The sequence below is a fragment of the Pseudomonas sp. B7 genome, from assembly GCF_016735645.1.
In the GTDB taxonomy this organism is placed as follows: Bacteria; Pseudomonadota; Gammaproteobacteria; order Pseudomonadales; family Pseudomonadaceae; genus Aquipseudomonas; species Aquipseudomonas glycinae.
Map to the genome: position 1 here is coordinate 117024 of NZ_JAERRE010000004.1, position 17405 is coordinate 134428.

The 17405-nt window shown below is 60.8% G+C and carries 16 protein-coding genes; 7 read left to right on the forward strand and 9 right to left on the reverse strand.

All coding sequences use genetic code 11. The features are described from left to right. The first annotated feature begins 90 nt into the window (after positions 1-90). The gene (locus JKA62_RS11515) at positions 91-402 is read left to right on the forward strand and encodes a hypothetical protein (RefSeq protein ID WP_236676512.1); all 312 of its coding nucleotides are present in this window, start codon (positions 91-93) and stop codon (positions 400-402) included. A gap of 99 nt (positions 403-501) precedes the next feature. Here JKA62_RS11515 and fdhA read toward each other — a convergent pair whose 3' ends face one another. From fdhA to JKA62_RS11555, 8 genes are all read right to left on the reverse strand, one after another. Then, the gene (gene fdhA, locus JKA62_RS11520) at positions 502-1701 is read right to left on the reverse strand and encodes a formaldehyde dehydrogenase, glutathione-independent (protein WP_011336270.1); all 1200 of its coding nucleotides are present in this window, start codon (positions 1699-1701) and stop codon (positions 502-504) included. A gap of 99 nt (positions 1702-1800) precedes the next feature. Next, positions 1801-2658, reverse strand: coding sequence for a formyltetrahydrofolate deformylase (gene purU, locus JKA62_RS11525; RefSeq protein ID WP_007959808.1), 858 nt, complete (start codon positions 2656-2658; stop codon positions 1801-1803). Positions 2659-2671: 13 nt separating this feature from the next. Beyond that, complete coding sequence (locus JKA62_RS11530) at positions 2672-3304, reverse strand: sarcosine oxidase subunit gamma (RefSeq protein WP_064380256.1); 633 nt, start codon at positions 3302-3304, stop codon at positions 2672-2674. Between the two features lie 55 nt (positions 3305-3359). Then, positions 3360-6377, reverse strand: coding sequence for a sarcosine oxidase subunit alpha (locus JKA62_RS11535; protein WP_201817860.1), 3018 nt, complete (start codon positions 6375-6377; stop codon positions 3360-3362). Continuing rightward, positions 6374-6703 carry a sarcosine oxidase subunit delta gene (locus tag JKA62_RS11540; RefSeq protein ID WP_011336273.1) on the reverse strand — a complete coding sequence of 110 codons (330 nt, stop codon included), beginning with the start codon at positions 6701-6703 and terminating at the stop codon, positions 6374-6376. The genes JKA62_RS11535 and JKA62_RS11540 overlap by 4 nt, the downstream gene beginning before the upstream one ends. A gap of 14 nt (positions 6704-6717) precedes the next feature. Then, entirely contained in the window at positions 6718-7968 is a 1251-nt protein-coding gene (locus tag JKA62_RS11545) for a sarcosine oxidase subunit beta (protein ID WP_003206307.1), read from the reverse strand. Between the two features lie 20 nt (positions 7969-7988). Beyond that, on the reverse strand, positions 7989-9242 hold the full coding sequence (gene glyA, locus JKA62_RS11550) for a serine hydroxymethyltransferase (protein WP_011336274.1): 1254 nt from the start codon (positions 9240-9242) through the stop codon (positions 7989-7991). Between the two features lie 156 nt (positions 9243-9398). Beyond that, on the reverse strand, positions 9399-10109 hold the full coding sequence (locus JKA62_RS11555; RefSeq protein ID WP_011336275.1) for a TraX family protein: 711 nt from the start codon (positions 10107-10109) through the stop codon (positions 9399-9401). A gap of 127 nt (positions 10110-10236) precedes the next feature. Here JKA62_RS11555 and JKA62_RS11560 point away from each other — a divergent pair, with 127 nt between their 5' ends. From JKA62_RS11560 to JKA62_RS11580, 5 genes are all read left to right on the forward strand, one after another. Then, positions 10237-11277: a threonine aldolase family protein gene (locus JKA62_RS11560; RefSeq protein ID WP_201817863.1), complete on the forward strand. Its 1041-nt coding sequence runs from the start codon at positions 10237-10239 to the stop codon at positions 11275-11277. A gap of 144 nt (positions 11278-11421) precedes the next feature. Next, positions 11422-12246 carry an SDR family oxidoreductase gene (locus JKA62_RS11565; protein WP_129972201.1) on the forward strand — a complete coding sequence of 275 codons (825 nt, stop codon included), beginning with the start codon at positions 11422-11424 and terminating at the stop codon, positions 12244-12246. Positions 12247-12336: 90 nt separating this feature from the next. Continuing rightward, positions 12337-12822, forward strand: coding sequence for an Hcp family type VI secretion system effector (locus JKA62_RS11570; protein ID WP_011336278.1), 486 nt, complete (start codon positions 12337-12339; stop codon positions 12820-12822). A 47-nt stretch (positions 12823-12869) separates the two neighbouring features. Beyond that, entirely contained in the window at positions 12870-14267 is a 1398-nt protein-coding gene (locus JKA62_RS11575) for a hypothetical protein (RefSeq protein WP_236676513.1), read from the forward strand. Further along, positions 14264-14650, forward strand: coding sequence for a hypothetical protein (locus JKA62_RS11580; RefSeq protein ID WP_064380244.1), 387 nt, complete (start codon positions 14264-14266; stop codon positions 14648-14650). Before JKA62_RS11575 ends, JKA62_RS11580 begins: the two co-directional genes overlap by 4 nt. A 67-nt stretch (positions 14651-14717) precedes the next feature. Here JKA62_RS11580 and gbcB read toward each other — a convergent pair whose 3' ends face one another. Beyond that, on the reverse strand, positions 14718-15818 hold the full coding sequence (gene gbcB / locus JKA62_RS11585) for a glycine-betaine demethylase subunit GbcB (protein ID WP_011336281.1): 1101 nt from the start codon (positions 15816-15818) through the stop codon (positions 14718-14720). A gap of 281 nt (positions 15819-16099) precedes the next feature. Here gbcB and gbcA point away from each other — a divergent pair, with 281 nt between their 5' ends. Next, on the forward strand, positions 16100-17392 hold the full coding sequence (gbcA, locus tag JKA62_RS11590) for a glycine-betaine demethylase subunit GbcA (protein ID WP_201817868.1): 1293 nt from the start codon (positions 16100-16102) through the stop codon (positions 17390-17392). The last annotated feature ends 13 nt before the right edge of the window (positions 17393-17405 follow it).

The window sequence follows — 17405 nt, forward strand, 5'->3', positions numbered from 1 at the left end:
AAAAGAATAAAAACCTGTCAGAACTGACAGTATGCAATACGCATAATTGAGGCGAACATCGTTACTCCATCCTGTAACGGAGTAAAAACGATGAAGCTGAAACTTGCCACAGGCACCTTGGTTTTTCTGACTTTGTTGAGCAATGCCTATGCGGAAAACTGCCCAACTGTCTCTCTCACCACTAGCAGCGGCGCCGAAGACGGTAAATTCACAGCTGCACGCATCAAAGACGGAGGCACCGCCAACTCAGTCGTTGTTTGCCAGTTTGAAGGCGAAGGCGATCTCGGCATCTCTGTCGCTCAAAGACCCGAAGCTCCGGTTACCGGCACTGGACCGAACTGGAAGAACAATGAATGTTCAGTCACCGACGGTGACGCCAGCAAGTGCCCCTATAAGCGGTAAGTCAGATTGACCAACGTACTTCGATCAGACAAAACTGGCCTATCGAAATCTTTCAAAAAAACGGCGCTAAAAAGCGCCGCTTTTTTATTGCGAGAGTGTTTACGCCGCGCTGAACAACTTATGCGGATCAATCACAAACTTCTTCGGCACGCCGGCATCGAACTCGCCGTAACCTTCCGGCGCCTGATCGAGGCTGATGACTTGCACGCCCACCACTTCGGCAATGTTGATGCGGTCCCACATGATCGCCTGCATCAGCTGACGGTTGTACTTCATCACCGGAGTCTGGCCGGTGTGGAAGCTGTGGGATTTGGCCCAGCCCAGGCCGAAGCGAATGCTCAGGCTGCCCATTTTCGCGGCGGCATCGACAGCACCCGGATCTTCGGTCACGTACAGGCCCGGAATACCGATCTTGCCGGCTACGCGCACCACGCCCATCAGCGAGTTGAGCACGGTGGCCGGGGCTTCGGATTTGACGCCGTCGTGACCATGACCACGGGCTTCGAAGCCCACGCAGTCCACCGCGCAATCCACTTCAGGCTCGCCCAGCAGCGCGGCGATCTGTTCGTGCAGCGGGGTGTCTTTCGACAGGTCGACGATTTCGAAACCCTGAGCCTTGGCGTGGGCCAGGCGGATGGTGTTGACGTCGCCGACGATCACCACCGCGGCGCCGAGCAAACGGGCGGAGGCGGCAGCGGCCAGACCGACCGGGCCTGCGCCGGCAATGTAAACGGTGCTGCCCGGACCGACGCCAGCGGTAACGGCGCCGTGGTAACCGGTCGGCAGAATGTCGGAGAGGCAGGTCAGGTCACGGATTTTCTCCATGGCCTTGTCGCGGTCCGGCAGTTTCAGCAGGTTGAAGTCGGCGTACGGCACCAGCACGTATTCGGCCTGGCCGCCGGTCCAGTCGCCCATGTCGACGTAACCGTAGGCACCACCGGCACGGGCCGGGTTGACGGTCAGGCAGACGCCGGTGTGTTGCTCCTTGCAGGAACGGCAGCGCCCGCAAGCCACGTTGAACGGAACGGAGACCAGGTCGCCGATTTTCAGGCTTTCGACGTCGCTGCCCTTCTCGATCACTTCACCGGTGATCTCGTGTCCCAGCACCAGACCGACCTGAGCGGTGGTGCGGCCGCGCACCATGTGCTGGTCGGAGCCGCAAATGTTGGTTGAAACCACACGCAGGATGACACCGTGCTCGATCTTCCTGCCGCGCGGATCCTGCATTTTCGGATAGTCGATTTTCTGTACTTCGACCTTGCCAGCGCCGAGATACACCACACCACGATTGCCAGACATGCTTTCACCTCGCTGTTGTTTTTATGGAACCGCGCCGCCCAGGCAGGTAGCGCGTTAAGTGCTCGGGTTATTGCTTGTTGGTTTTGCGTTGCTTGTGACTCAAAGAACGACGGTGCGATTGGCGTTCAAAAACACCCTCCGCTCAATGTGATACCCCACGGCCCGGGCCAGGGTCAGGCCTTCGATGTCGCGGCCCTTGGCAATCAGGTCTTCGGGGTAATGACTGTGATCCACCGCCTCGACGCCTTGGGCGATGATCGGCCCCTCGTCCAGGTCGTTATTGATGTAGTGCGCGGTGGCGCCTACCAGTTTCACGCCCTTGTTGTAGGCCTGGTGATACGGCTTGGCGCCCTTGAAGCCCGGCAGCAGCGAGTGGTGAATGTTGATCGCCTTGCCATCGAGCTTGCGGCACAGTTCCGGCGACAGCACCTGCATGTAGCGGGCGAGGATCACCAGTTCAGCGCCGGCCTCTTCGATCACCTGCCACACCTGCCGCTCCTGGGCCGGTTTGTCGTTGGGGTCGAGGGGGAAATGGTAGTAGGGAATCTGGTGCCAGTCGGCCAGCGGCTTGAGGTCCGGATGGTTGGACACCACCGCCGCCACGTCCATCGACAACTGGCCGATGCGCTGGCGATAGAGCAAGTCGTTGAGGCAGTGATCGGCCTTGGAGACCATGATCACCACTTTTGGCCGGTAGTTCGGCGCAGTCAGCTCGAAGATCATGCCGAACGCCTGACCACGCTCGGCGAGGCCGGCGCGGAAGGACTGTTCGTCAAAACCGTCGGGCTGACGGAACTCCACCCGAATAAAGAAGCGGCCCGAGAGCCGGTCATCGAACGAGTGATGCTCGGTCACGTAGCAACCTTGCTCGAACAGAAAACGCGTCACCGCGTCCACGGTGCCGAGAACGCTGGGGCAGTCGGCGGTCAGAATCCATGTATCCGGGGCGCGGCTCATCGTTTTCTCCTGATCAGGCCTGAACGCTAAGGCCGTATTCGGCGGACGCATCCTGCAACCACAACCACCAGTAATCCGAGAAGCTGCGACGGATCAGCAGTTCCCAGGTGTCTTCGGCGGTGTGGCGGATCATCAACTGCGACTTGGCGAACACCGTGCCGACCGCCTTGCCGACCGGGAAGTTGTTCGGGTGCACGTCGTAGCTGGTGGATTTCATCAGCACCTGACGCACGTTCGGGCCGCTCAGTTCGAGCAACTGCTGGCCGCCGCTGACGTTGACGATTGCGATGTGCAGATCGCCCAGCGCTTCGCGCAGTTTCTGCTCGGCAGCGAACTCTTCACCGCTCGGCACGATCAGCAGCCACTCGTCCGGGCCCATCCATTGCAGGCTGGTTTCGCCTTTGACGATCACGCTCAGGGCACCCGGCAATTCAATGCCCAGCGCCTTGTGCACACCGGCAGCGAACGCGGCATCGTGGCCATCACCACGGATGGTCAGATGACCGAGGAGTTTCTTCTCGCGCACGGTCACACCGGCGTTCTTGCGGCCCTTGCCGACCAGGCTGGCGAGGTCGGCATGATGCAGCGACGACTCGGCCTTGGCCCCGGTGGTCGGGCGTTGTTGGTAAACGTTGGCTGCGGTCATAAAGCACCCTTCCTGAATTCGGTGTCGCTCCCGCGCCAGGCGCGGGAGCGATCAATTAGATGTTCTGGCGATCGCCTTTCGGATCGAAGAACACCGAAGAAACGATTTCCGCCTCGATCACGCTGCCATCCGCCAGCGGTGCGAACACCCGCTCGCCCATGCGCTTGAGACCGCCCTTCACCACGCCCATGGCAAACGAATAGCCGAGGGAGTTGTGCGCGTAGCTGGAGGTCACGTGGCCGACCATGGTCATCGGGATCGACTGCTTGGTGTTGAACACCAGTTGCGCACCTTCCGGCAGCCAGACGTTCGGATCGATCGGCTTCAGGCCCACCAGTTGCTTACGCTGGTCACGCACGCAGTCTTCACGGTTCATGCCGCGCTGGCCGATCCACGAGAACGGTTTGGTGCGGCCGACGCACCAGCCCATGTTCAGGTCGTCCGGGGTCATCGAGCCGTCGGTGTCCTGGCCGACGATGATGAAGCCTTTCTCGGCCCGCAGGACGTGCATGGTCTCGGTGCCGTAAGGCATCAGGTTGTACTGCTTGCCCGCCTCGACGATTTTTTCCAGCACGCCCATCGCGTAGTCGGCCTGGACGTTGACTTCGTACGACAGCTCACCGGTGAACGAGATACGGAACACCCGCGCCGGCACACCGCCGACCAGACCTTCTTTCCAGGTCATGAACGGAAACGCTTCATTGGCCAGGTCGATGTCGGTCACGGCGCTGAGCAGCTTGCGGCTGTTCGGGCCGGACAGGGTCATGGTCGCCCAGTGGTCGGTGACGGAGGTGAAGTACACCTTCAGGTCCGGCCATTCGGTCTGGTGGTACAGCTCCAGCCACTGCAGTACGCGAGCCGCACCGCCGGTGGTGGTGGTCATGACGAAATGGTTGTCGGCCAGACACGCCGTCACACCGTCGTCGAAGACCATGCCGTCTTCCTTGCACATCAGGCCGTAACGGGCCTTGCCCACGTCGAGCTTGGTCCAGGCGTTGGTGTACACGCGGTTGAGGAACTCGCGGGCGTCCGGGCCCTGGATGTCGATCTTGCCCAGGGTCGAAGCGTCCAGCAGACCGACGCTGTCGCGCACAGCCTTGCATTCGCGTTTGACGGCGGCATGCATGTCTTCGCCGTTTTTCGGGAAGTACCACGGACGCTTCCACTGACCGACGTCTTCGAACTCGGCGCCGTTTTTCAGGTGCCATTGATGCAGTGCGGTGTAACGCACCGGTTCGAAGATGTGCCCGCAGTGACGACCGGCTACCGCGCCAAACGTCACCGGCGTGTAGTTCGGACGGAACATCGTGGTACCCATCTGCGGGATGGTCACGTTCAGCGAACGGGCGGCGATGGCCAGACCGTTGACGTTGCCGAGCTTGCCCTGATCGGTGCCGAAGCCCAGCGCGGTGTAGCGTTTGACGTGCTCGACCGACTCGAAACCTTCGCGGGTCGCCAGTTCGATGGCGGCGGCGGTCACGTCGTTCTGCAGGTCGACGAATTGCTTCGGCGCCCGGGAAGTACCTTTCTCGTGCGGCACCTGGAACAGCGCCAACGTCGGCTCTTCCAGACGACTCAGGGCTTTCGGCAGGATCGCTTCGACGCTCTGGAAGCCGGCTTCGGACGCAGCGCGCACGCCGCCTTCAAAACCGTCAGCCAGGGAATCGCCGAGACCGTAGACGCCGTTGATGCCACCGACGCACACGCGTTTCTGCGGTGCTTCGCCCGGTACGAAACCGAGGATATCTTCGCGCCAGATCGGCTTGCCGCCGAGGTGCGACGCCAGGTGGACCACCGGGCTGTAACCACCGGAGCTGGCGATCAGGTCGCAGTCGAGCCATTCGCCCGGGCTGGTGACCTTGTGGCCTTTGACATCGATCGCCGCCACGCGGGCAGCGGTCACGTGCTTGCTGCCACGGGCCTCGATCACGGCGCTGCCGGTGAGGATGCGAATGCCTTTGGCGCGCGCTTCTTCCACCAGCGCGCCACGCGGGTTGCTGCGGGCGTCGGCGATGGCGACCACTTGCAGGCTGGCATCGAGCCAATCCAGCGCCACCCGATAGGCGTGATCGTTGTTGGTCGACAGCACCAGCTTTTTGCCCGGTGCCACGCCGTAACGGCGCACGTAAGTCGACACCGCGCCGGCGAGCATGTTGCCTGGCACGTCGTTGTTGCCGTAGACCAGCGGACGCTCGTGAGCGCCGGTCGCCAGCACCACACGCTTGGCGCGGACGCGGTGAATGCGCTGACGCACCTGGCCGATCGGCGCGCGGTCACCGAGGTGATCGGTGAGGCGTTCATGAATGGTCAGGAAGTTGTGGTCGTGGTAGCCGTTGACCGTGGCGCGCGGCAACAGCAGCACGTCCGGGGTGTTCTTCAGCTCAGCGATGACGCTGGCGACCCACTCCATCGCAGGCTTGCCGTCGAGGCTTTCACGGGAATCGAGCAGGCTGCCGCCGAACTCTTCCTGCTCGTCGGCGATGATCACCCGCGCACCGCTGCGCGCAGCGGCCAGGGCAGCGGCCAGACCGGCCGGGCCGGCGCCGACGATCAGCACGTCGCAGTGCTGGTTCATGTAATCGTAGGTGTCCGGATCGTTCTCGGTCGGCGAGCGGCCAAGACCGGCAGCCTTACGAATGTATTTCTCGTAAGTCATCCAGAACGATTGCGGGTACATGAAGGTTTTGTAGTAGAAACCCGGCGGCATCAGCTTGCCGCCGACCTTGCCGAGAATCCCCATCATGTCGTTGTTGACGCTCGGCCAGCCGTTGGTGCTGGTGGCGACCAGGCCTTGGTACAGCGCTTGTTGCGTGGCGCGCACGTTAGGGATCTGGGTGGCTTCGGTCGCACCGATCTGCAACACCGCGTTCGGCTCTTCGGCGCCGGCGGCGAAGATGCCGCGCGGACGCGAATACTTGAAGCTGCGGCCAATGATGTCGACGCCGTTGGCCAGCAGGGCGGCGGCCAGCGAGTCGCCTTCAAACCCTTTGTAGGTCTGGCCATTGAAGGTGAAGCTCAGCACTTTGTTGCGGTCGATCCGTCCACCGTTGGACAGGCGATTGGTCTGGCTCATACCTTCTCTCCCAGCGCCGTCGTGGCTGTTTTCGCAGTGTCAGCCTTGTCGGTGAATTGCGGCTTGGTGCCGATCTTGTAGGTTTCGAGAATCTCGTAGGTCACGGTGTCGCGGGTGACGTTGAAGTACTGGCGGCAACCGGCGACGTGATCCCACAACTCGTGGTGCAGACCGCGCGGGTTGTCGCGAAAGAACATGTAGTCGCCCCACTCCTCGTCGGTGCAGCTGTTCGGATCCAGCGGACGCGGAATGTGCGCCTGGCCGGATGCGTGGAATTCCTCTTCGGAGCGCAGTTCGCCGCAGTGAGGACAGAAGATATGCAACATGGGGATTTCTCCTGTTAGTGGGCGACAGCCGCAGCGCCGTGTTCGTCGATCAACGCACCGTTGTGGAAACGGTCGATGGAGAAAGGTGCGGCCAGCGGGTGCATTTCACCCTTGGCCAGGCTTGCGGCAAACACGTTGCCCGAGCCAGGTGTCGCCTTGAAGCCACCGGTGCCCCAACCGCAGTTGAAGAACATGTTCGGTACCGGGGTTTTCGAAATGATCGGGCAGGCGTCCGGCGTGGTGTCGACGATGCCGCCCCACTGACGGTTCATGCGCACTCGCGACAGCACCGGGAACATCTCGACGATGGCCTGGATGGTGTGCTCGATCACCGGGTACGAACCGCGCTGGCCGTAGCCGTTGTAGCCGTCGATACCGGCGCCGATCACCAGGTCGCCCTTGTCGGACTGGCTGATGTAACCGTGCACGGCGTTGGACATGATCACGCTGTCGATGATCGGTTTGATCGGCTCGGACACCAGCGCTTGCAGCGGGTGGGATTCGATCGGCAGACGGAAACCGGCGAGCTTGGCCATGTGCCCGGAGTTACCGGCGGTGACCACGCCGACGCGCTTGGCGCCGATGAAGCCCTTGTTGGTTTCAACGCCGATGCACACACCGTTTTCCTTGCGGAAACCGATCACTTCGGTCTGCTGGATCAGGTCCACACCGAGGGCGTCTGCGGCACGGGCAAAGCCCCACGCCACGGCATCGTGACGGGCCACGCCGCCGCGACGCTGAACGGTCGCGCCCATCACCGGGTAGCGGGTGTTTTTCGAGCAGTCGAGGTACGGAATTTCGTCCGCGACCTGCTTGGCGTTGAGCAGTTCGCCGTCGACGCCGTTGAGGCGGTTGGCGCTGACCCGACGCTCGGAATCACGGATGTCCTGCAGGGTGTGGCACAGGTTGTAGACGCCACGCTGGGAGAACATCACGTTGTAGTTCAGGTCCTGCGACAGGCCTTCCCACAGTTTCATCGCGTGTTCGTACAGGTGCGCCGACTCGTCCCACAGGTAGTTGGAGCGAACGATGGTGGTGTTGCGCGCGGTGTTACCGCCGCCCAGCCAGCCCTTCTCGACCACGGCCACGTTGGTGATGCCGTGCTCTTTGGCCAGATAGTAAGCCGTCGCCAGACCGTGCCCGCCGCCGCCGACGATGACCACGTCGTAGACCTTTTTCGGGGTCGGCGTGCGCCACATGCGCTGCCAGTTTTCGTGGTGGCTGAGGGAGTGTTTGAAGAGGCCGAAGCCCGAATAGCGTTGCATAGTCATGTACTCCAGAACGCTCAGCGATAAACCGGGAAGTCAGCGCACAGGGCCGAAACCTGCTGGGCGACGTTGGCCTCGACATCGGCATCGCCGAGGTTGTCGAGGATGTCGCAGATCCAGCCGGCCAGCGTCACGCACTGGGTCACCTTGAAGCCGCGGGTGGTCACCGCCGGGGTGCCGATGCGCAGGCCGGAGGTGACGAACGGCGACTGCGGGTCGTTCGGTACGGCGTTCTTGTTGACGGTGATGTGCGCGCGACCGAGGGCGGCGTCGGCGTCCTTACCGGTAAGGCCCTGACGGATCAGGCTGACCAGGAACAGGTGGTTGTCGGTGCCGCCGGACACTACATCGTAGCCACGTTTGATAAAGACGCTCGCCATCGCCTGGGCGTTGTCGATCACTTGTTGCTGATAGGCCTTGAAGCCGGGCTCCAGCGCTTCCTTGAAGCACACGGCCTTGCCGGCGATAACGTGCATCAGCGGGCCGCCCTGGGCGCCGGGGAATACCGCCGCGTTGAGCTTCTTCTCGATTTCTTCGTTGGCCTTGGCCAGGATCAGGCCGCCACGTGGACCGCGCAGGGTCTTGTGGGTCGTGGTGGTGACCACGTCGGCGTACGGCAGCGGGTTCGGGTACAGACCGGCAGCCACCAGACCGGCGACGTGGGCCATATCGACGAACAGCAGCGCGCCAACCTTGTCGGCGATCTGACGGAAGCGCGGGAAGTCGAGGGTTTTCGAGTAGGCCGAGAAACCAGCGACGATCATCTTCGGCTTGCACTCGACAGCCAGACGCTCGACTTCGTCGTAATCGATCAGGCCGGTTTTGGTGTCGATGCCGTACTGCACGGCGTTGTACAGCTTGCCCGAGGACGAGACCTTGGCGCCGTGGGTCAGGTGACCGCCGTGGGCCAGGCTCATGCCGAGAATGGTGTCGCCCGCTTGCAGCAGGGCCAGGTACACGGCGCTGTTGGCCGAGGAACCGGAGTGCGGCTGGACGTTGGCGTAATCGGCGCCGAACAGTTGCTTGGCGCGTTCGATGGCCAGGGCTTCGACCTTGTCGACGTGCTCGCAGCCACCGTAGTAGCGCTTGCCCGGATAGCCTTCGGCGTATTTGTTGGTCAGGCCGCTGCCTTGCGCTTGCATGACGCGTTTGCTGGTGTAGTTCTCCGACGCGATCAGCTCGATGTGATCTTCCTGACGTTGCTCCTCGGCATTCATCGCCGCCAGCAGTGCATCGTCGTAACCCTGGATCTGGTCTTGCTTGCTGAACATCGCGTCTCTCCCAGCGGCATCTGTGCGCCATTCGTCTCGGTAAGGCACGGCGCTCAGCCAGTGCCCTTTGATGCGATGGTATGGCCGGCGCAGGGAGGTCAAATGCCTACGGACGCCACGCAAAGGTGCGTTTACGACATGGCGGCGGCGACGGACTCAAACAAGTAGCTGGCGCAAGGCCAGAAGAACCACGAAATGCGCGGGATAGAGCGCATACGCCCAGCGCCGCATGGGTGGCGCGTGGAGGTAAATGGCGTGTCGCAGCAGGAACATTCCGAGCAAAGGCGCCATCAGGCAGGTCGCAATGCCGCCGATGGCGACCAAGTTGCCGAACTGCGCAGATTCGAAGAGCACCTGCCACTGATTCGCCGCCAGACACACCAGCCCCGGCAGCAGGCTGAAATACCAGGGTTTGCGAAACACCAGCAACATCGCCAATGGCAGCAGGACGCCGAACAGACCGAACATCAGTCGCTCCGGGAACATCGCCGCCAACAGCAACGCGCCGACGGCCAGCAATCGCGAAATCAGCGCTCGATCCTGCCAGCCCCGCGCCACCAGCAGGCCCAGCGCCAGGGTGGGCATCACGTTCAGGGTGTCGGGCTCCGGAATGTACAAACGGTAGGGAATCTCGCTGAGCAGGCTGAACAGCAGCAACCAGCCCAGATAGCGCCATTCGGTCTTGCGCGCGCCGTCTCGGGCCAGGTTCGCCGCCATCGCCACGCAGAACCACGGGAACGCCAGCCGCCCCGGCACATACAGCCAATCGGCGCTGATCCCGACATATTGCAGGTGATCGAGCAGCATGCTCAGCAGCGCCAGCCACTTGAGCAGATCGAGTGCGCCGTCACGCTGGCTCAGGTGCATAATCGGCTCGCATCCTTGTAAAGTTCTGACAGCGACATCCCGTGTGCTCCCCGGATGATCTTCGGTAAAGTGCGCACCCTCATTGACCAACGGAGCGCCACAAGCGCACCGATCACGGAAGCCGGCCATGACCGACAAGAGCCAACAATTCGCCAGCGACAACTACTCCGGTATCTGCCCTGAAGCCTGGGCTGCCATGGAACAGGCCAACCACGGCCACCAGCGCGCCTATGGCGACGATGAATGGACAGCCCGCGCCTCGGATGATTTCCGTAAGCTGTTCGAGACCGACTGCGAAGTGTTCTTCGCCTTCAACGGCACCGCCGCCAACTCGCTGGCGCTGTCGTCGCTGTGCCAGAGTTACCACAGCGTGATCTGCTCGGAAACCGCCCACGTCGAAACCGACGAATGCGGCGCGCCGGAATTCTTCTCCAACGGCTCGAAACTGCTGATCGCCGGCACCGAAAACGGCAAGATCACCCCGGCCTCGATCCGCGAAGTCGCCCTCAAGCGCCAGGACATCCACTACCCGAAACCGCGCGTGGTGACGCTGACCCAGGCCACCGAGGTCGGCAGTGTCTACACCCCGGAAGAAGTCCGTGCCATCAGCGACACCTGCAAGGAACTGGGCCTGAACCTGCACATGGACGGCGCGCGGTTCTCCAACGCCTGCGCCTTCCTCGGCTGCTCGCCGGCGGATCTGACCTGGAAGGCCGGCGTCGACGTGCTGTGCTTCGGCGGCACGAAAAACGGCATGGCGGTGGGTGAGGCGATCCTGTTCTTCAACCACAAACTGGCCGAAGACTTCGACTACCGCTGCAAACAGGCCGGGCAACTGGCTTCGAAGATGCGTTTCCTGTCGGCGCCGTGGGTCGGCATCCTGGGAAACGACGCCTGGCTCAAATACGCCCGCCACGCCAACCACTGCGCGCAACTGCTGGCTGAACTGGTCAGCGACATCCCGGGCGTGGAACTGATGTTCCCGGTCCAGGCCAACGGCGTGTTCCTGCAACTCTCGGAACCGGCCATCGCCGCCCTGACCGCGCGCGGCTGGCGCTTCTACACCTTCATCGGCAAGGGCGGCGCGCGCTTCATGTGCTCGTGGGACACCGAAGAGGAACGCGTACGCGAACTGGCGCGCGACATCCGCGAAGTCATGTCGGCCTGATTTATCTCTTCCGCCCCCTTCTCCTGATCGTTCCCACGCTCTGCGTGGGAACGATCAGGCAGCTCCTCCCCCTCCCGTTTCAGCTCCATCGTCTACATTGTCTGTCGAGCCATCGCTCACATAACAATAAGCAGGAGCTTGCGCATGTCGCTAAAAGGCAAAACCTTGTTCATCACTGGCGCCAGCCGTGGCATCGGGCGCGAGATTGCGCTGCGGGCTGCACAGGACGGGGCCAATATCGTGATCGCGGCCAAGAGCGCCGAGCCGCACGCCAAGTTGCCCGGCACCATCCACAGCGTCGCCGCTGAAGTCGAAGCGGCCGGCGGCAAGGCCCTGGCGCTGCAACTGGATGTGCGGGATGAGGAGGCGGTGCGACAGGCGCTGGCCCAGGCCAATCAACATTTTGGCGGGATCGATGCGCTGGTGAACAACGCCGGGGCGATCAAGTTGACCGGTGTGCAGCACATCGAACTCAAGCGTTTCGACCTGATGCACCAGATCAACACCCGCGCTGTGTTGCTGTGCAGCCAGGCGGCCTTGCCCTACCTGAAGAAATCCTCCGGGCACATCCTTAACCTGTCACCGCCGCTGAATCTGGCCAGTAAGTGGTTCGCCCAGTACAGCCCCTACACCGTGACCAAGTACGGCATGAGCATGCTGACGGTCGGGATGAGCGAGGAGTTTGCCAACTACGGCATCAGCGTCAATTCGCTGTGGCCGCAGACCATGATTGCCACGGCGGCCATCGAGTTTCAGCTGGGCAATCGGGAGTCGTTCAAGCATGCGCGCACGCCAGCGATCATGGCGGATGCGGCGCATGTGATTCTGAGCAGCAGCGGGCGGCGGATTACCGGGCGGTTGTTGATTGATGAAGAGATCTTGCGCGAAAGCGGCGTGAGCGAATTCGACCACTATCGGTTTGAGCCGAAGAGTGACGCGAAGTTGATGACGGATCTGTTTATCGACTGAGCATTTTCAGAATCGACCTACACCAGGACCTACATAAACCAAACAGGCTTCGCCATAGACTGCCTGCTCCTTTTTCGAGGAGTGCTGACTATGGCGAACCCTGCCTACATGACCATTACCGGCAAGACTCAAGGCCTTATTTCAGCCGGGTGTTCGACCCCGGAATCGGTCGGCAACAAATACCAGAAGGCCCATACCGATGAAATCATGGTGTTCGCCTTGAGCCATGAAATGCGCCGCGACAACAACCTCGGCAAAGCCGTCCACCAACCGGTCATCATCACCAAAGCGGTCGACAAATCCTCCCCCTTGCTGGCCCAGGCGCATTCGAACAGCGAAGAACTCGAATGCACAATCAGCCTTTACCGAACCTCGCCTCAAGGTCAGCAGGAGAAGTTTTATTCAATTTCCCTCGATGGGGCCGTTCTGGCTGAACTCTCGCAGGAAGTGCCCCACGTCATTCTGCAAAACGACGCTCAACCTCAAGAGCAACTGGCCATTCGTTACCGCGGCATCAGTTGGGTACACCACATTGCGGGCACCACCGGCCATACCTCGTGGGGCAGCCAGGATTGAACCCTCGACCACATGATCCCTGCGGCGTTGAGGATGCCGCAGGCAACTTGCTCGGCCAGGCGCTGACCGCCAGTGCTCGCCATCTGGCGTTCGGCATCGCGCGCGTGCAGTTCAATCAACAAGTCGCATATTTCGCCAAACACATCACCGATGAGGTTGCCGCCGGACGCCTGACTCCGGAGCAGGGAATCCTTGCGCTTGTGCAGGAACAACACAACCTGCTGAACCAGTCTCGGATCCTGCAGCAAAACAGGCACGGAGCGATCACCGGCACGGCGAAGGCACGACGCTTGTCGATGCTCCCACAGCCTGCAGCAACTCCCGATCCGGAACGTCTGCTGCGGGCCGCTCACCAGCAGAACCTGAAAGTGACACGCCCGAACTCAGCCCCGCCCTCCTCTCCGCGTCCGGTCAACGACTTGCGAATGGCTCCCCGCGAGCATTGGCCGCAGGAGCTGCCGGCGCCCGAAGAGCCAGGGTTCTACATCGTGCCCAAAAGCGTGTCCGCCGAGAAACTTCAGGCGCAGCTGTTTGCGTCGCCAAACCCGAGTGTCATCGCCAAATTCAAAAGCCTGAATCCACTGGAGGACGTGGTGAAGGCCGGATCGATGATTGTTCTGAGTGATCCAGACAATCAGCAATGCACCTATGAAGAATCACTGCTGATGGAAACCGCGCACATCGTCAGCACGGCGCTGGCGCCGTTGACGGTGGAAGAGGCGGACTTTTTTGCCCAGCACTACGAGGTCATCAGACGGACGCTTTCAGATGGGTCGAAAGTTATTGGGGTTGGTACCGCTATGGCCGCTAACCATCTGGATGGCATAAAAGCCGCTTTGAAAGATATTGAGGAATTGCATACCAGCACGATCAAGGCCAATGGCAGCCTGAATTCAAAGGCATTCAAAAAGCGCCGCGCCGGATTACTTCAACGGCTGGACGGACAGCTCACCGGATTGACCAAGAGAGCCATCGGCCTCCCTGATTACCCAAACCTTAAAATCGCTTTAGGTATTGAGCATCCTCACCGGGTGCACCGTTGGAGAAAGGCTGGCGGCATCGGCCAGACGCCCGGGTACTCCACTCACATTCAAGGCGTAGTGAAAGCCTCGCAATACATCAAATACGGTGGCTGGATTGGTACGGCCGTGGGTGGCGGAGCCTCGGCAATGAAGGTTCAAGATGTCTGTACGAACGGCAGTGCCGAGGCATGCAAAAAGGTGAAATACACTGAAGCCGGAAGTTTTCTGGGTGGAGCTGTCGGTTCTGCTGTGGGTGCAAGCGCGGCCTCCACCATTTGCGTAGCAATCGGGGTATCGACCGCAGGTATCGCTGGGGTGCTGTGTGGGGTACTGGTTGCGGGAGCCGGATCTTTTACGTTCGGCTCTGTGGGCGAAAAAGGCGGCGAAATCGCCGGTGAATTGATTTACGAGAAAATCCGATGAGTTATGCAACTGCAAGAGAAGCATTCATTATTCTAAACATCATAAATTTCGCCACACTCATAATAATAAACTGCATATCGCTATATATCGCAAAAACAAAAATAGAGCTAATTATCAGCAGCCTTCAGAACAGCTCAATATTAAGCGGCCTCATCATGCTATGGCATGGCGGGATACATGGGCGGATCTACATGATGGGAGAAATTTTTGGTTTCCTGAAACGCCCGGAAGTCTACATTTACCAAGGAAAATTGAGTGCAACCGATATAATAAATTTTCCACCAGATTTTAAACGCACGCTGCTGACACTGTATAAATACCAGCGAATTTCAGGCTTCATGTTTGTATTCTTTGGGCTTCTCGCCGTATTCGAAGTCATTTAAAAACAGCAACTAATGCCTTCTTGTGATTTCCCCTATGGGAGATCACAAGAAGGCCTGCAAACTAACCTCAATACTCGATCCGAACATCCCCCTTCGGCACACTGCAGCAAGAAAGAATGTACCCCTCCGCCTCGTCGTCCTCGGTGATCCCGCCGTTGTGATCCATCTCCACCTCGCCGCCCAGCTTGAGCACCTTGCACGTCCCGCAGATCCCCATGCCGCAGGCTTTCGGGATCATCAGGCCGACCTTGGCAGCCGCCGCATGCACGGTCTCGCCCGGCGCAACACGGATGCTCTTGTCCGAAGAGGTGAATTCCACCAGGTGCAGATCCGCCGCCGGGACTTCCGGTGCTTCCGCTGCCTGTTCGGCCTGTTCCACCGCGTCGGCACGGGCTTCCGGCGGCGTGGCGCCGAAGGATTCCTCGTGATAACGCTTCATGTCGTAGCCGGCGTTTTCCAGCAGGCGTTTGACCGCCGTCATGTACGGCGTCGGGCCGCAGCAGAAGACTTCGCGCTCGAGGAAGTCCGGCACCATCAGTTCGAGCATCTTGTGGTTGAGGTAGCCGCGATAGCCGGCCCACGGCTCGCCCAGCCCATGCTTTTCGCAGATCAGGTGCAGGCTGAAGTTGTCGATCCGCGACGCCATGTGTTCCAGCTCGCGGTGGTAAATGATGTCTTTCGGCGAGCGGGCACTGTGGATGAACGTCATGTCGACGTTGCCGTTGGTGTCGTAGAACCAGCGCGCCATGGACATCACTGGGGTGATTCCGACGCCACCGCTCAGGTAGAGCACTTTCGGGCTCGGGAAATCGATGGCGTTGAACAGCCCGACCGGTCCGTGCACCGCCAGCTCCTGGCCTTCATGCAGGGTGTCGTGCAACCAGTTGGAGACCTTGCCCCCCGGCACGCGCTTGATGGTCACCGAAAAACTGTACGGCACCGACGGCGAGCTGGAGATGGTGTACGAACGCATGATCGGCTGGCCTTCGATCTCCAGCTCCAGGGTCACGAACTGCCCGGGCTTGAAGAAGAACAGGATCGGCTGGTCGGCCATGAAGCAGAAGGTGCGCACATCCCAGGTTTCCTGGATGACTTTGACGCAACGGACGATGTGTCGGCCATTGGCCCAGGTCTGGGTGGTGACCGGATTCAGGAAGCTGTTCGACATGCTGTTCTCCACGGCCGACTGTCGGCCTTCATGTGGCGATTCTGCGTATAGCGCGAACGCCCCGTTTACCTATCCGCGACATTGACATACTTATCGCGACCAGCCCCCAACCACCGGGGGTTGCGCGTCGGGAACAGATTGCACCATGTCGCCCATGGATAAGGTTCCGGGCAGCGGCGGCCCCACACTCGCCCCCAACACAAACAGATTCTTTACACCTTGCGCTGCAACCCTGATCAGCCACTTTCGCGGCCACGCAGATGGCCTTGAGGAATTCATCGATGGACACCGCAAAAATCAGCCTGGGCGACCCGCTGGAACCCGCACGCAAGGCCACCGCACAAATGCTCCAGGAACGCGAGCGCACCTATTCGCTGCCGCAACCGTTCTACAGTGACGAACGCCTGTTCGATATCGACATGCAGGAGATCTTCCAGAAAGAGTGGTTGATCGCCGGCATGACCTGCGAGATCCCGGCCAAGGGCAACTACATCACCCTGCAGATCGGCAAGAACCCGATCATCGTCATTCGCGGCGCCGATGGCGTGGTGCATGCGTTCCACAACGTCTGCCGCCACCGTGGCTCGCGCCTGTGCACCAGCGACAAGGGCAAGGTCGCCAAACTGGTCTGCCACTACCACCAGTGGACGTACGAGCTGGACGGTCGCCTGCTGTTCGCCGGCACCGAAATGGGCGCCGACTTCGACATGAAGCAGTACGGTCTGAAACCGGTGAACGTTAAGACCGCCGGCGGTTACATCTTCATCAGCCTGGCGGAGAACCCGCCGGCCATCGATGACTTCCTGTCGACCCTGAACCACTACATGGAACCGTACGACATGGAAAACACCAAGGTGGCGGTGCAAACCACCTTGATGGAAAAGGCCAATTGGAAACTGGTGCTGGAAAACAACCGCGAGTGCTACCACTGCAGCGGTTCTCACCCGGAACTGTTGAAAACCCTGCTGGAATGGGACGACGTCACCGACCCCCGTGCCGATCAGGCGTTCAAGGATCACGTCGCCGCCTCCGCTGCCGCGTGGGAAGCCGAAAAGATCCCTTACGCCCACGCCAGTTTCGGCCTGCGCAACCGCATCGTGCGCATGCCGCTGCTCAAGGGCACCGTGTCGATGACCATGGACGGCAAACAGGGCTGCGCCAAGCTGATGGGCCGGATCAAGAACCCGGACCTGGGCTCGATGCGCATCCTGCACCTGCCGCACTCGTGGAACCACTGCATGGGCGACCATATCATCGTGTTCACCGTGTGGCCGATCAGCGCCCAGGAAACCATGGTCACCACCAAGTGGCTGGTGCACAAGGATGCGGTCGAAGGCGTGGATTACGACGTCGAACGCATGCGCCAGGTATGGGACGCGACCAACGATCAGGACCGTCGTCTGGCCGAAGAGAACCAGCGCGGGATCAACTCCACCGCCTACCAGCCGGGCCCGTACTCCAAGACCTATGAGTTCGGCGTGGTCAACTTCGTCGATTGGTACAGCGAGCGGATGCTGAGCAACCTCGGGGCCGAGCCTGCGCCGTATCTCAAGGGGGTTCCGGTTCAGGGTTGATTCGCGTCATTGA

Excerpts from the sequence above, each read along its gene's own strand:
- gbcA (WP_201817868.1), top strand. The coding sequence starts at position 16,100 with ATGGACACCGCAAAAATCAGCCTGGGCGACCCGCTGGAACCCGCACGC.
- JKA62_RS11540 (WP_011336273.1), bottom strand. The coding sequence starts at position 6,703 with ATGTTGCATATCTTCTGTCCTCACTGCGGCGAACTGCGCTCCGAAGAG.
- JKA62_RS11555 (WP_011336275.1), bottom strand. The coding sequence starts at position 10,109 with ATGCACCTGAGCCAGCGTGACGGCGCACTCGATCTGCTCAAGTGGCTG.
- JKA62_RS11580 (WP_064380244.1), top strand. The coding sequence starts at position 14,264 with ATGAGTTATGCAACTGCAAGAGAAGCATTCATTATTCTAAACATCATA.
- JKA62_RS11545 (WP_003206307.1), bottom strand. The coding sequence starts at position 7,968 with ATGCAACGCTATTCGGGCTTCGGCCTCTTCAAACACTCCCTCAGCCAC.
- JKA62_RS11565 (WP_129972201.1), top strand. The coding sequence starts at position 11,422 with ATGTCGCTAAAAGGCAAAACCTTGTTCATCACTGGCGCCAGCCGTGGC.
- JKA62_RS11560 (WP_201817863.1), top strand. The coding sequence starts at position 10,237 with ATGACCGACAAGAGCCAACAATTCGCCAGCGACAACTACTCCGGTATC.
- gbcB (WP_011336281.1), bottom strand. The coding sequence starts at position 15,818 with ATGTCGAACAGCTTCCTGAATCCGGTCACCACCCAGACCTGGGCCAAT.
- JKA62_RS11570 (WP_011336278.1), top strand. The coding sequence starts at position 12,337 with ATGGCGAACCCTGCCTACATGACCATTACCGGCAAGACTCAAGGCCTT.
- JKA62_RS11535 (WP_201817860.1), bottom strand. The coding sequence starts at position 6,377 with ATGAGCCAGACCAATCGCCTGTCCAACGGTGGACGGATCGACCGCAAC.
- purU (WP_007959808.1), bottom strand. The coding sequence starts at position 2,658 with ATGAGCCGCGCCCCGGATACATGGATTCTGACCGCCGACTGCCCCAGC.
- JKA62_RS11530 (WP_064380256.1), bottom strand. The coding sequence starts at position 3,304 with ATGACCGCAGCCAACGTTTACCAACAACGCCCGACCACCGGGGCCAAG.
- JKA62_RS11515 (WP_236676512.1), top strand. The coding sequence starts at position 91 with ATGAAGCTGAAACTTGCCACAGGCACCTTGGTTTTTCTGACTTTGTTG.
- fdhA (WP_011336270.1), bottom strand. The coding sequence starts at position 1,701 with ATGTCTGGCAATCGTGGTGTGGTGTATCTCGGCGCTGGCAAGGTCGAA.
- glyA (WP_011336274.1), bottom strand. The coding sequence starts at position 9,242 with ATGTTCAGCAAGCAAGACCAGATCCAGGGTTACGACGATGCACTGCTG.